The sequence below is a fragment of the Burkholderia sp. L27(2015) genome, assembly GCF_009765705.1.
In the GTDB taxonomy this organism is placed as follows: domain Bacteria; phylum Pseudomonadota; class Gammaproteobacteria; order Burkholderiales; family Burkholderiaceae; genus LMUX01.
Window position 1 is genome coordinate 1,676,989 of the sequence record NZ_LMUX01000021.1, and the last position, 12,964, is coordinate 1,689,952.

The 12,964-nt window shown below is 57.6% G+C and carries 15 protein-coding genes and 1 pseudogene; 10 read left to right on the forward strand and 6 right to left on the reverse strand.

All coding sequences use genetic code 11. From position 1 onward, the window contains the following. The first annotated feature begins 33 nt into the window (after positions 1-33). Entirely contained in the window at positions 34-879 is an 846-nt protein-coding gene (locus GSQ77_RS25875; RefSeq protein ID WP_158906163.1) for an enoyl-CoA hydratase/isomerase family protein, read from the forward strand. Positions 880-1,131: 252 nt separating this feature from the next. Beyond that, complete coding sequence (locus GSQ77_RS25880; RefSeq protein ID WP_158906165.1) at positions 1,132-1,533, forward strand: hypothetical protein; 402 nt, start codon at positions 1,132-1,134, stop codon at positions 1,531-1,533. A 41-nt stretch (positions 1,534-1,574) separates the two neighbouring features. On the opposite strand, the gene GSQ77_RS25885 is transcribed toward GSQ77_RS25880, so the two are convergent. Then, positions 1,575-2,459, reverse strand: coding sequence for a LysR substrate-binding domain-containing protein (locus tag GSQ77_RS25885; protein ID WP_158906167.1), 885 nt, complete (start codon positions 2,457-2,459; stop codon positions 1,575-1,577). Positions 2,460-2,760: 301 nt separating this feature from the next. Here GSQ77_RS25885 and GSQ77_RS25890 point away from each other — a divergent pair, with 301 nt between their 5' ends. After that, positions 2,761-3,885, forward strand: a complete 1,125-nt coding sequence (locus GSQ77_RS25890) for an aminotransferase class I/II-fold pyridoxal phosphate-dependent enzyme (protein WP_158906169.1) — start codon at positions 2,761-2,763, stop codon at positions 3,883-3,885. Between the two features lie 15 nt (positions 3,886-3,900). Then, positions 3,901-4,323: a tautomerase family protein gene (locus GSQ77_RS25895; protein ID WP_158906171.1), complete on the forward strand. Its 423-nt coding sequence runs from the start codon at positions 3,901-3,903 to the stop codon at positions 4,321-4,323. A gap of 84 nt (positions 4,324-4,407) precedes the next feature. Here GSQ77_RS25895 and nudC read toward each other — a convergent pair whose 3' ends face one another. Beyond that, entirely contained in the window at positions 4,408-5,364 is a 957-nt protein-coding gene (nudC, locus tag GSQ77_RS25900) for an NAD(+) diphosphatase (protein ID WP_174246495.1), read from the reverse strand. A gap of 318 nt (positions 5,365-5,682) precedes the next feature. Beyond that, positions 5,683-6,264, reverse strand: coding sequence for a carbonic anhydrase (locus GSQ77_RS25905; RefSeq protein WP_158906175.1), 582 nt, complete (start codon positions 6,262-6,264; stop codon positions 5,683-5,685). Positions 6,265-6,704: 440 nt separating this feature from the next. Here GSQ77_RS25905 and GSQ77_RS25910 point away from each other — a divergent pair, with 440 nt between their 5' ends. From GSQ77_RS25910 to GSQ77_RS25920, 3 genes and pseudogenes are all read left to right on the forward strand, one after another. Continuing rightward, positions 6,705-7,343, forward strand: coding sequence for a cysteine hydrolase family protein (locus GSQ77_RS25910; RefSeq protein ID WP_158906177.1), 639 nt, complete (start codon positions 6,705-6,707; stop codon positions 7,341-7,343). Between the two features lie 255 nt (positions 7,344-7,598). After that, on the forward strand, positions 7,599-7,940 hold the full coding sequence (locus GSQ77_RS30030; protein ID WP_367889699.1) for a GFA family protein: 342 nt from the start codon (positions 7,599-7,601) through the stop codon (positions 7,938-7,940). A gap of 370 nt (positions 7,941-8,310) precedes the next feature. Next, positions 8,311-8,436 (forward strand): annotated as a pseudogene (locus GSQ77_RS25920) (helix-turn-helix domain-containing protein); the annotation flags it as partial. Here GSQ77_RS25920 and GSQ77_RS25925 read toward each other — a convergent pair. Next, on the reverse strand, positions 8,423-9,085 hold the full coding sequence (locus GSQ77_RS25925) for a TetR/AcrR family transcriptional regulator (protein WP_158906181.1): 663 nt from the start codon (positions 9,083-9,085) through the stop codon (positions 8,423-8,425). The pseudogene GSQ77_RS25920 and the gene GSQ77_RS25925 overlap by 14 nt on opposite strands. Before the next feature lie 73 nt (positions 9,086-9,158). Between GSQ77_RS25925 and GSQ77_RS25930 the strand changes: the two genes are divergently transcribed. Beyond that, positions 9,159-9,740 carry a hydrolase gene (locus GSQ77_RS25930; protein WP_158906183.1) on the forward strand — a complete coding sequence of 194 codons (582 nt, stop codon included), beginning with the start codon at positions 9,159-9,161 and terminating at the stop codon, positions 9,738-9,740. 190 nt (positions 9,741-9,930) lie between these two features. After that, positions 9,931-11,049, forward strand: a complete 1,119-nt coding sequence (locus GSQ77_RS25935) for an FUSC family protein (protein WP_158906185.1) — start codon at positions 9,931-9,933, stop codon at positions 11,047-11,049. A 72-nt stretch (positions 11,050-11,121) separates the two neighbouring features. On the opposite strand, the gene GSQ77_RS25940 is transcribed toward GSQ77_RS25935, so the two are convergent. Continuing rightward, entirely contained in the window at positions 11,122-11,529 is a 408-nt protein-coding gene (locus tag GSQ77_RS25940) for a helix-turn-helix domain-containing protein (RefSeq protein ID WP_158906187.1), read from the reverse strand. Positions 11,530-11,596: 67 nt separating this feature from the next. Here GSQ77_RS25940 and GSQ77_RS25945 point away from each other — a divergent pair, with 67 nt between their 5' ends. Then, a complete protein-coding gene (locus tag GSQ77_RS25945; protein ID WP_158906189.1) occupies positions 11,597-12,259 on the forward strand; it encodes a cation transporter in 663 nt (220 codons plus the stop codon). 90 nt (positions 12,260-12,349) lie between these two features. Here the strand turns inward: GSQ77_RS25945 and GSQ77_RS25950 are convergent. After that, a partial coding sequence (locus tag GSQ77_RS25950) for a cation:proton antiporter (RefSeq protein ID WP_174246496.1) occupies positions 12,350-12,964 on the reverse strand: 615 nt, incomplete at its 5' end.

Consider the following 12,964-nt stretch of genomic DNA (forward strand, 5'->3'; position numbering starts at 1 on the left):
CACAATGTTTGTGTTTTACACGGAGGACGCATAATGACCAGCGCGAAGCAAGAATTCAAGATTACTCACGTCAGCCCAGAATACTGGCGCGTCAGCATTGACCACCCACCGTTCAATATCTTCGGTCCAGAATCCATTCCGATGCTCAATAGCGTCGTGACCGAGATAGAGAACGATCCAAAGGTTACGGTCGTCGTATTCGAGAGTGCAGTGCCCGGATTTTTTCTGACTCACTACGATTTCATTCCGCCCCTCGAGACCACCATCAGCATGCCTGCCGGCTCTACCGGCTTGCCCCCGCTGCCCGATATTCTTGTCCGCCTGACCCGTTCTCCTGTGGTGACGATTGCCGAGATACGCGGCCGGGCTACTGGCGTTGGCAGCGAACTTTGCCTCGCGTGTGACATGCGCTTTGCCAGCCGTGAAAAAGCGGTGCTGTCGCAATTCGAAATCGGCGCGGGCTTCACGCCGGGCGGCGGCCCGATAGCACGCCTCCCGCACATGATCGGCCGGGGCCGAGCCCTGGAAATTCTGCTCAGTGGCAACGACTTCCCCGGTGACATCGCCGAGCGCTACGGCTATGTCAATCGCGCCGTGCCGGATGCCGAACTGGACAAATTCGTAGACACGTTGGCGCGCCGAATCGCCAGCTTCGACAAACAGTCTCTCGCCGATATCAAGCAAATGGTCAATGCTTCCACGCTGCCTTCCGACAAGGAAGTCGGCGCGGAGTGCAGCGCATTCATCACCTCGGTTCAGCGTCCGGCGGCGCAGCACAATCTCAAGAAACTAATGGAACTCGGGCTGCAGAAAAACCCTGACGTGGAAATTCATCTTCCCAAATACACTGGCGAGGTCAATCTGCCGGATAAGAAATAACGACAGACACAGCCACCGGGCTTCGTTAGATAGTGAACAGCGGGGCCCATATTCACAACTTCATGCAACACGCACGGACTGTGGGCGTGTACGCTCGAACATACGATCAAGCACGCTGCACGGATGGTGGATCGTACGCGTCTTGAGACGCGTCCATGACGAGGAAGGCAAGCTGGTTAAAGGGCCGGGAAACCGCTCCAACGAAACGAATGGTGGCGTCGGCCGTGACAACGGCATTGATGGGAACACATCATGTCAACCGAGTGGAAGCGCCGCGCCAAGCTGTTTATCCTGCGTTTCTGGCAGCCGACCAGCGCGTGCATGACCTGCATGCCGGGGAGCTGGGGCAATGTCATGAGCCTTGCCCACTGGACGATTGCATTCCATACCGGTCTGCTCACCGGACTCCTGGCCGTACTTTTGACCTTCACGCCTGCGGCGAAGCTCTACGCGCATCGATACGGCAATGCGCTTGTCGTCGGCTTGCTGACGACGGTAGGCGACGGTTACGCGCACGCGAGTCACTACCGCATCCCTTATGTCGAGCACATCGTGACGGGTGCTGTTTCAGGTCTCCTGACGCTGGCTGCCTCATATCTCTTCGAAAACCGCGCGCGTCGCCTTCGGGCGGCATGGGCTCGGGTTTTTGGATAGCGTGTCCGGTGATTTTCTTCGACCTGCAGACGTTGCTGTTTCTATGAGTTGGCAATCTCGCCGATTATCCATTCGCGAAAAGCACCCACTAGGGGCCCATAGACTTCATCGGGTAAGACCAAGTGATAGGCGTAGTCCTCCGGCCAGCCAAAATCCCAAAGCTTGACTAGCCTCTTGTCATCGAGGGCGGGCGCTGCCATTGCTGCAGGCACGAGGCCAGCTCCTTGTCCCGCAATAGCCGCCGTCAGCATCATGCCGCAGTCATCGAACGCAGTTCCGCTTGGCAGACCCATACTTTGTACAGATTGCGACTGAAACCAAAGATGCCAGTTCATCCGCTCGACCTCGTGTAAATGAGGCCAGCGTGTCAGCTCCGAAGCCGCTTTGGGCATGCCAAAGCGCGCGATCAAGGTCGGACTTGCGACCGGAATTAGATCCACCGCACATAGCCGCTCGCAGTAGAACGTCCCGTGCTGCCCGGTGCCATGGCGGATCGCTACGTCCATCACGTTGCGGCTGAAGTCTACAGGTTCCTTACCCGTCATCAGCCGAAGGTTGATGTCTCGGTGTTTATCGCGAAAACTTTGGAGGCGAGGAATTAACCAGTGAGAGGCGAACGACGGTGTCACGCTTATCGAGAGCGATCCCGTTTCCGCAATCTTGGCGGTGCTGCGAGTTGCATCGCCAATCTGTTTGAACGCGTTTCGAATCGCAGGGAAATATTCGACACCCGCCTGGGTCAAGTGAATGCCCCGGTTGGCACGCGTGAACAGCGCGACTCCAAGATAGGTCTCGAGACCTTTCACCAGTTGACTGACAGCTGCAGGAGTCACGCACAGTTCGTCCGCTGCCAGCTTGAGCGACAGGTTACGCGCTGCTGCCTCAAATGCACGGAGCCCATTCAAAGGCGGAAATCTCTTTTCCATAGATAAGTTTTTCTAACCCTAAACATTTAGAAACGATAACCCATGATGGCCGCTATCGCCATTACCATTTCACCATGTGATCAAAAAAATCTGCCACATAGCGCGTGAGATGTCTATGTTGCCACACTGTAGATAAATTAGATTTTCTAACGACAATAGGGAGATTTTCCGACCCTGCTTGCGCAGCAGATGGGCTGGGCAAGTCAGGGTGCCCATGAATTGAGTTTGGACGCCCCCGCAAATTCGGGCGGCTTAACTGAACGGATAGGCGCACCGTTTAGCGCCGGAGGTTGAAAATTTCATGTCGTTGAGAGTGATACAAAGTCCCGTATCGGGGTGTGCCCAGATAGATGGCAAGAAGATTGTCGTACTCGGTTCTAACAACTATCGTGGTTTGGCTAACCACCCCGTTGTTTTGGCCGCGTTTCATCAGGGCTTACGGCAATATGGCGCCGGCACCGGGATGAACCCTCCGCTTGCAACCACGCATGCGCATCGGCGACTTGAAGAAGCTTTGGCCGAGTTTCATCAGACCGAGGCGGCGATGATCTTTAGTTCCTGCACAGCGGCCAATCTCGCTCTGCTCGACACCGTTACAACTGCTGGCGATTTGATTTTCAGCGATGAGTTGAACCACGCGAGCATCATCGACGGGTGTAGATTAAGTCGGGCGCGCGTCGTGAGAGTGAAACACCGTAGCGTTGTGAGTTTTTTGCAGGCACTAGAGCAATCGTCTTCAGGCGAATCGCAGCAACGCAAGCTGTTCATTACCGATGGCGTTTTTAGCATGGAAGGATACACTGCGCCGCTGCCGCAATTTCTCGATGCAACGACCCGTTCCAACACCCTGTTCGCCCTCGATGAGAGTCACGCGGCGGGGGTGGTTGGAAACACAGGCAGAGGCAGCGCCGAGCTTCACGATTGCATGGACAAAATCGACTATGTCACAGGGACGCTGTCGAAGGCATTTGGTGCCGTTGGTGGCGGATATATCTGTGCGAGCAATGAGCGCATCGAGGAACTCAAAGGAAAAGCACGCCTGGCGATTTTCAGCAGCTCGATAAGTCCGGCAGCGGCAGCCGCTGCGGCGGCCGCTGTTTCGCTGGCGCGCTCGGACCTGGAGTCGCTGGAACGCATGCGCTACGTTGCTGCGAGATTTCGCGGCGGCGTTGAGCAACTCGGATTTAAGACGGCCCACAGCGAAAGCCCTATTACGCCAGTGCTGATTGGAGATGCCGAGGGGGCACACGTGTTCTCACAGTTGCTTGAGCAAGGAGGCGTCTACGCTCCAGCTTTGGCGTTTCCAGTCGTGCCCGAGGGCACGGCTCGCCTGCGCATCCAGACATCTGCAGCACACACGGATCACGATATTGACTTTGCGCTGGGCGTTTTCGAGCGCGCCGGCCGAAATCTGCGTCTCATCTAGCATTAGAGGACCACGATGCCTATTCAGACCATATCTTTGTACAAAGGCCGTACCCCGGCGGAAAAACGGCTTATTGCTGACTGTATCCAAGATGCGCTTTCTTTCGCGGGTTACCCAAGCAATGACCGCTTTCAGAGAATTCAAGAGTACGCGGACGACGATTTCATTATTGATTCCACGTTCCCAAATTACGCCGCGGCGCCGAGGACCCGCGACTTCGTGCTGGTTCAAATCTGGATTAGCACAGGTCGTCCCGATTCAATGAAGCGCGACATGATTGAGCAAATCCAGCGCAACCTCGACACTCGCGTTGGCTTGCAAGCGGCCGACGTAATGGTCGTTCTCCAGGAAACGGCGCGGGAGAATTCATCGCTCTATCGAGGCGTGCCGCCGGATCAGTTGCCGCTTATTGCGCCGAGGGTTAGTAACGCGCAGTAGCAGGCTCGCCCGACCGGGACGATGACGCCGTCCGGGAGAACCGGTCGACTGCACTTCGGAACCCATATCGGAGATATGTGGCGCTCAGCCGAGCAATACCGAGCCACCCTTCTCGACGTACGCCTGCAGCAAATGATGGGCAATGGCGAACGGCTTGGGCGTCGACAGCCCGTGCGCATGCGTTCCCGCGAACATCGTCGCAACCTCCTGGCGCGAGAACCAGCGGGCGTCTTCGAGTTCGTCCGTATCGACAACGATGTCGGTATCGCTCGCCTGCGCAAAGCAGCCGATCATCAGCGATGAAGGAAACGGCCACGGCTGCGACGCGAAGTAGACAACCTGTGCGCACTTCACGCGAGCCTCCTCCATCACTTCGCGGCGCACGGCGTCTTCCGCGGTCTCGCCCGGTTCAACGAAACCAGCCAGCGCCGAGTACATTCCAGGGGCGAAATGGCGCTGGCGTCCGAGCAGACACCGTTCGCCGTCTATCACCAGCATGATCACGACTGGATCCACCCGCGGGAAATGGCGTGCGCCGCAAACATCGCAGATGCGTTGCCAGCCGGCCATCGTGACGCGGCTTGCAGAGCCGCAGTTTGCACAGAAGGAGTGGCGACGATGCCAGTCGAGCATCGACTTCGCCTCGGCCAGTGTTCCGAGCGCTCCCGCAGCGACGAGGTCTTGCAGCGCGAGCGAGCGAAGGTCGATGCGGTCATAACCGGTGCTTGGCGATGGGTCCTCTGGCGCAAGGTTGAGCGCAGGTTTGAGCTCGATGGCGAGCGCGAAGCGTCCACTGCCGTCCGTGTCTTCCCCGAGGAAGACGCTAAGAAGCGGCTGGCCGAAGGCAGCGGTCTCGCTGGCGACGAACCATGGGTCATGCTCGCGGCCGCGCTTGAGCAAGGGGACGTCGCCGTCGAAGACGAGAAAGCGCGCGGCCGGGTCGCTGCGTAGATGCTCGATGAAGGCGTGGTCGTTCCGCTTGTCGGAGCAGCGGTCGAGCGGGTTGAAGTTAAAGCCGATGGACGCAGAAAGGGCGGTCATGACGGTCGTTGACATATGGGTGAGAGGATCGGCAAGTATCGCACGGGGTCAGCCCGGTCGCTCGCCGGGGGTCAGCCGGCGTAGACACGAATGACGCCAACCGGCTGCGGCCATCGAGTGCCGTGTCCCAGGTTATGCGTTTCGTTGCCGATATACCGTCATGGCCAAACGTGCACGACCGACGTGTAGCGCACTGGCCGATTATGCATGCGCATGCCGGCCATCGCGGACATCCCTTGTCACCAAGGGCATATCGGGCGTCCTGACGCCCGATATGCCTTCATGCAGCGGGTTGGTAGCAGATGTTCACACCGCGATCTATGCAGGAATGTCCCGCACCACCTCGGTCAACTTGCCGGAACTGATTTCGTAGAAGAAGCCGTAGAGCTTGATGTGCTTCGGCACTGCCGGGCTCGAACGAAGCAACTTGATGTCATAGTTGAGCGAGTCCTCGAAATCCATGATGGCGAGGCTATCGTGATCAAACAACGTCGAGATATTAGCGTGATGATGATCACGAAACTCCTCGACCAACAGCTCCGGCGTCAGGGTCGTCGTACCGCAGAACGAGTGGTGAACTACGACGACGTTTTTGACATCAAATATATAATCCATAGCCGCCACGGACTGTAGGGCAAAGGCGGCGCGTCCACCCGCGTTGGTCGCGGTAAACAGTGTTCGCGTGGATCCAACTCGAGTGCCATTTTCGTCGGTGATGATTTCTCCCGGGTAGACCTCGTCCCCAAAATACTCGGCAACGGCCTGTGGGATTTCGACCGCCCGAGGGTCAAAGCAGTAGATCACAAGTGTCTTCATCGGGATGGCCTGGTTCGCGCCCTCGAAGGTATTCATATCGAACCAGGGTTGAGTCCTGTACTCGTAGTCGCTGAACTTGCCCATTTTCTTGCTCCGTTGGCGTTTAACCAACGTATAGAACGCAGATATTACAAATTGCTTTCAAAGCCATGATTTATCGAAAGCATCCGTTCAAAAAGACCACTTTCGAAAAAGCTCGAACAGGCGAATTCGCCGATCAAATGGCCGCTGAATATCGGAAGCAGCCGTCCGGCGGCCGAGGCGACGTTCGTGCGTCAAGGGTCGGCAAGCGTCCACCGCGTCGGGCAGTACGCGGCCACGAGCGAAGTGCGTCGGAGTGACTAATAGAGCGATGACTAACGGGTTGCGTAGCCGCTGCCATGGAGAACGATCGGCTTCGGCCCATCATGTGTCTGAAGGGTTTAGCCGGTAGAATCATTTGGCCCCGGGCATGGTCGAGCGTGCGAGCCGTAGCGCACGCGCCGTGGGCGACCCGTCTAATGAAAGCTTATTTTGGAGAAGCTATGCGTAACGTTCGAAGCGTGTTGTGCGCCCTGGTGCTTGCCTTACCCCTTTGTGGCGTGGCACAAGCCGACATAATTGAGTCTTGGAAGTCGGTTCAAATGCCGCCGCCGCCGGCTTTGAAGACCGTCACTGTGACCGATCCTGCTCATACCGCGCTACTGCTGCTCGATTTCGACACCAGCACTTGCAACACGAAGGAACGCCCGACCTGCGTGGCTTCACTGCCGTATATCGCCAACTTGTTGGGCAAGGCGCGCCAGGCGAACCTGATGACCGTCTACAGCCTGACCAGCACGGGCACACTGGCGGCGGTGCCGCCGGCCATCGCAGCTAAGGGTGATGAGAAGGTCGTGCAGTCCGGTGTAGACAAGTTCCTCAACACCGATCTCGAAGCTGCACTGAAGACCAAGGGCATTCAGACTGTGATCATTGCCGGCACGGTGGCACACGGCGCGGTGTTGTACACCGCGAGCGAGGCGGCGTTGCGCGGCTTTAAGGTAGTGGTGGCGACCGATGGCATGTCGAGCAAAGAGCCGTTCGGTGAGCTCTCGACTGCCTGGATGCTCGCCAATGCGCCGGCCAGCGTGACTAGGAACATCACGCTAACTCGCTCCAGCATGATCACGTTTCCGCAGTAAGCGATTCTTTGTCTGCGAGATTTTCAGCACGATGCGCGGGAGTGACATAAGTTGCTTCTGCGGCTCAGCAGTCTGCTTCCGGGAAAAGCGGAGGGCCGAAGTGGGTCGGCAGCCGGCCAGAAGCGGCCATTACAAAAAGTTGTAGACTCGCGGTTAATTTAGCTATCGATTGAAGAGCGTAATATGAATATTCCATTTTCAGGCGGGTGCGCCTGCGGATCGGTTCGCTATGCTTGTGTGCGGGAGCCGGTAGCCATGATCAACTGCCATTGCAGAGACTGTCAGATCTCAAGTGGCGCTCCTTTCGCGTCAGGCATCATCGTCAAGACTGCCGACCTTGAGATCTATGGTAAGCCGAGAACATATGCAGTTCCTGCAAGCAGCGGTGGCCTCACAACCCGTAGTTTTTGCCCTGACTGTGGAACCCCCTTGTTCACGCAAAGCTCAGCTTATCCACAAGTCACTTCTATCCGATTTCCCTCGCTAGACGACACCTCTGACTTTAAACCCATGCTAGACATATATACCGCTAGTGCGCAACGGTGGGTTTGCTTTGATCAAGCAATTCCTCACTTTCCTCAATCGCCCCAGCAGTGAAAAGAACCTGATGCCTAACTAGGTTTCTACCAAACCATGGTAGATGCTATTCCGATGGTGCCTCTCAACGTCTGCTTGCCGCTCCGCTATCAGCTTAGGGTCGCGCGGTGCTGACTGCGGTCGGTCAGCATTCGACCACAAGCAGCCGTTCATTGCGATTACTCGATGGGCCGCTTTGCGATGTTCACGGACAGCCCCGCATGCGCGGCGTACGCAACGGTCGTCCGATGCACGAGGATAGCGCGCGGCGATTTATCTGGGCGATGCCGCGAACGGCGCGTGGCAGGATCTGCGGGACGTTTTTCCGGAGTTCGGACGCATGCATGCACCGTCTGTCGCGGCGGTATCCAATGGCAATGTCGTTAGTCCGCCGCCCGTGGCCGTAACCCGTGACGACGTACAACGCGCTCTGGAACAACACGGCGGTAACCGCGCCGCGGCGAGCCGTGCGCTCGGGATTGGACGTACCACGCTGTGGAGACTTATGAAGACGTGAGGGTATCCAGGTTCGCACGTTGGATCGCGTCCTGCAGGTAATGACGCATAAGGCCCTCCAGTTCGTCCATGACAGCTTTACGACTGGCTATGGAGGTATCGCCATTAACCGCGACGGCCGCCTTCATGATCTGCTGGATCACGGCGGCACGGACGGCGATCTCTGCTGGCGCCAGGTGCGGCGCCACTTCAGCCAGCACGGATTCGATCTCTCTACGCAGACTTTCGCGGATGCTCATGGTGCGCGGCAGAGCGTAGCTGTAGGTCTCGACCAGGACCGCAAACGCCGGATGGGTCGCGCGGAACTTCACGAACGTTCTCGTCAACCGGCTCGCAAGCAGCGATACGTCCAGAGACGGCGCAGCCTCGCGCAGCTTGTGGAACGTCTCTGCGAGTATGTTCAGATAGCTTTCGAGCAACGCACCCGCGATCCGGTCCTTGGTGGGAAAAAATTGATACAGCGAGCCAATCGATGCGCCCGCGCGGGAGGCAATCGCCGTCATGGTTGCTGCGTCGTATCCCTTGTCTGCGAATTCGGTACCCGCTGCCTCCAGCAGCGCTGCGACCCGTGCGTGACCGCGTGCACGCTGTGGGGCTTTCGCTTGCCCGCTTTCGGCGCGCAATGTTGCGGTTGACTTTTGTGAGGACATGCTCATAAAATAGAAATGTGAGACGAGCCTCACAATACACCTTTGGCTCACTAACTTCAACGGAAGGCAAAAGATGTTGCAGAAACTTGACTCCAAAACTACGGCACTCGTTCTGATCGACCTCCAACAGGGCATCCTTGGTTTTGGGAAGGCCCCTCGCAGCGCCGAGTCCGTGCTGACGGCCTCAGCGAAGCTCGCGAAGCGCTTTCGGGAACTCGGTGCGCCAGTCGCGCTGGTGCGCGTAGGCTGGAGCGACGATTTCGGCGACGCGCTGAAGCAACCCGTCGACCAGCCCGCGGCGCTTCCTGCCGGCGGACTTCCGTCGACGTGGTGGGACTTCCCCGAAGCGCTCGAAGCCGCCGAGCATGATCTCAAGATCACGAAGCGGCAGTGGAACGCATTTCACGGCACGGAACTCGATCTGCAATTGCGTCGCCGTGGCATCAAGACCATTGTGCTCGGCGGAATTTCGACGAATATCGGTGTGGAGTCGACGGCGCGAGCTGCCTATGAACTTGGCTACACACTCGTGCTCGCCGAGGATGCAATGAGTTGCGCCACGGCTGAGCATCATCACGCGTCGGTTAATTACATTTTTCCGAGACTCGGCCTGGTGCGTCAGTCCGAGGAGGTGATCCAGGCACTCGCGGACTGACACTGGTCCACGAAGGGGCATGAGGGCCCGACTGCGCAGCCGCTGACAGGCCGGAAAGTGCGTCGGTCGGTACGCCTTTCACCTGGAACGACCGATCGGATCGAGTCAACTCGCGGATTTGTACATCGACCTGTCCGCACACGCGAGAGGGCGGCAGCAGAGTACGAAGATTCAGTGCAGGAGTTCCGGGATGTCCCAATCAAGGTCCGACGAACAATCAGTTGACCGTATAACCGACGCTTCGCCGACGCAAAAAAGTCGTTACGAGGTTGTCGGATCGGCCGTGTCGCGCATCGGGGCTGCTATCGATAGCAAGGCGCTTGTTCGCACGTTGACGGCCCTTTTCCCGTTAATCGTCCTCGCGCTGGTTTCCGGTCAGACAAAGTGGTTGCTCGTTTCGCTGGTGACGGTGTCGACCGCTATCGCAGTGGATCGCTCGCATCTCGCTCCGCTCGGGGTTATTTCCCACGGGATAACCATCGGAGCGGGCTTCTTGGTATTGATGGCCTCGCTTGCGTATCCACCACTGTTTGTCATAGCCACTGCCCTAGTGGCAATGGGGTCGATTTTGGTGACCACACGGGGAAGCGAATTGCGCTCACTCGGTAGCTATACGTTCATTCCAGTGCTTTACCTCGCCTGCGAGAGCGCCGAAGGAGTAAGGCAGTCGGCACTCATTCATCGCGGGTTCGAGCTTCTTCCCTTCGTATTGACTGCTTTCTTGCCGGTTCTGCTGATTTCCTCGATCAATCATTACCGCGAATGCCGTCCAGAGGTTTCATATTTAGCGCACTTTGCGAAATGGTCGAAGCGTTCTGAGCGTGGCGATCGTGTTCCGTACGTCGAAACGACGATCGCAATAGCACTCGCCGTAGGCCTCGCAGCAGCGCTCGTGGAGTGGAGGCATATCGAGCACGAACAATGGATGATCTGGTCAGCGGCGAGCGTGGTGACGGGCAGTGCGGCGAGCGCCCGAGTCAAGTTCTGGAATCGTATCGCGGGGGCCATCGTAGGCGTACCGGCCGGTATCTTCGTTGGGTTGTTGGTCCCCCACGACTATTTCGTGCGAGACCTGGTTATCCTCGCTGCGTTGCTGACACTCGTCTGCATTCGGCCCTACGTTATGGCATTCGGCACGCGTTGCGCCTGCGCCGCGATGGCATTCGTGGTTGCCGGGCAGTCGTGGACTTTCGCTAGCGAGCGTCTGATCAACGTAGCGGCCGGCAGTGCGACCGGTCTCTTAATTACGCTGGCTGTGCACGTTATCGCGAGGCGCATCGAATGCTCGCGCAAACCGGTCTCATTTTGATGATCGGCAAGATTCCGGTCGCCCCTGTTGCGCAGCGGTCATTCGTAAGCGTCCGCCTTAGGCCACCTGGGGTCAGTCAATGCCCTTGGATCCAAGGGCTTGTACAAGTCGGCAGTGCGCGGCCGTCTGGCTACGACAAAGCGCAAGTTCACGGAGCGCTTTACGCATTCGTCGGAGATCACGAATCTTGCCTTCAATGTCCGTCAGATGCTCAAGCACCATCTCGTCCGCGCCCGCGCAGGGGTGCTCTGGATGGTCTGCCAGCTCCAGCAGCCTGCGAATTTCGTCCAACGTAAAGCCGAGTTCGCGGCCCCGGCGTACGAACGCCAGTCGCTGCACGGCAGCGGCGTTGTAACGCCTGTACCCATTATTGCCCCGCACCGGCGCGGGCAGCAGTTCTACTCGTTCGTAATATCGGATTGTTTCGATGTTCACGCCAGACAGGCGGCTCAACATTCCAATGGGATAGGTGGCGTCCATTGCTTGACCCTGTAGTAGCTACAGGGTTCAGCATATATCTTTAACCAAACTTGTGTCGGAGCGGACCATGGCTGGAGGCTGCTGTAATCACTGTGAAGATCAGACGGGTCAGCGTGACGGGCGATACCGGAAGATTCTCTGGGTTGCCCTCGTGATCAACCTCTCCATGTTTGTCGTCGAGATCATGTCCGGTTTGCGCGGTGGTTCCGTGTCACTGTTGGCAGACTCATTAGATTTTCTGGGCGATGCCGCGAACTACGGTATCAGTCTTCTCGTGATAGGTTTGAGCGTCACCGCGCGCGCTAACGCATCCCGGATCAAAGCGTTTTCGATGGCGGCATTTGGCGTTGGGGTGGTTAGTCTCTCGATCTGGAACCTCACCTCAAAAGTGGTGCCCAGCGTACCAACGATGGGTATCGTCGGTTCGAGTGCCTTGATCGCAAACGGTGTTGTTGCGCTGCTTCTGTTCACCTACCGGGACGGTGATAGCAACATGCGCAGCGTATGGCTTTGCACGCGCAATGATGTACTGGGGAATATTGCCGTCCTTCTGGCCGCGCTGGGTGTGTTCGGAACTGGAGCAGGATGGCCGGATTTGGCTGTCGCCGCAATCATGTCAATGCTCGCGTTAACCTCTGCCTCCAAAATCCTTCGTCAGGCAAAGGCAGAATCGAGGGCTGGCCTTCGGGGCTCGTCGGTCGAATCCGAGTCTGTTTTCCCTCGCGTTTAAAGCGTTATCTGCGCGGTAGGGGTTCAATAAACGCGTAGGCGGGATCTTGCCGGTCGGTTGGGGCGGATGCATCCAACCAATTGCAGACCGTCAGCCGTTCTGCGCTGGAGGAACGATTCTTTTGAGAAGCAGACCAAACGTCAGGCCCTGAACCAGGATGGAGAAGATCACGACGATATACGTGGTGGTGAGGATCAACTCGCGTTCGTGACCTGGAGCTAGCAGAAAAGCCAGCGCGATTGAAAGGGCGCCCCTCAGGCCACCCCATGTCAGCAGTGTGATGGTGCCTTTCGGAAACGATACAATGAAACTCATGATCCCGATCGGGATCATGACGCGGATGCCGCGACCGATCAGTACGCAGGCAATACCGACCAATCCGAACGCGAGATAGGTTCCAGCCTCCTTGATCGCGAGAATTTCTAGCCCAATCAGCAGGAACAGCAAGCTGTTCAGAATCTCGTCGACCAGTTGCCAGAACGTCCCTAGATACTTTCGCGTCTGTTCGGACATCATCAGGTTTCGTTCGTTGTTGCCCAGGAACAGTCCGGCGACGACCACGGCAATCGGCCCTGACATATGAATCGCGTCGGCAAGCGCATACGAGCCCATGCATAGCGCGATGGAAAGCAGAACCTCGACCTGATAGTCGTCGATCTTGCGAAGCAGGCGAAACACAATCCAGCCAAGAAGCCAGCCGAGCGC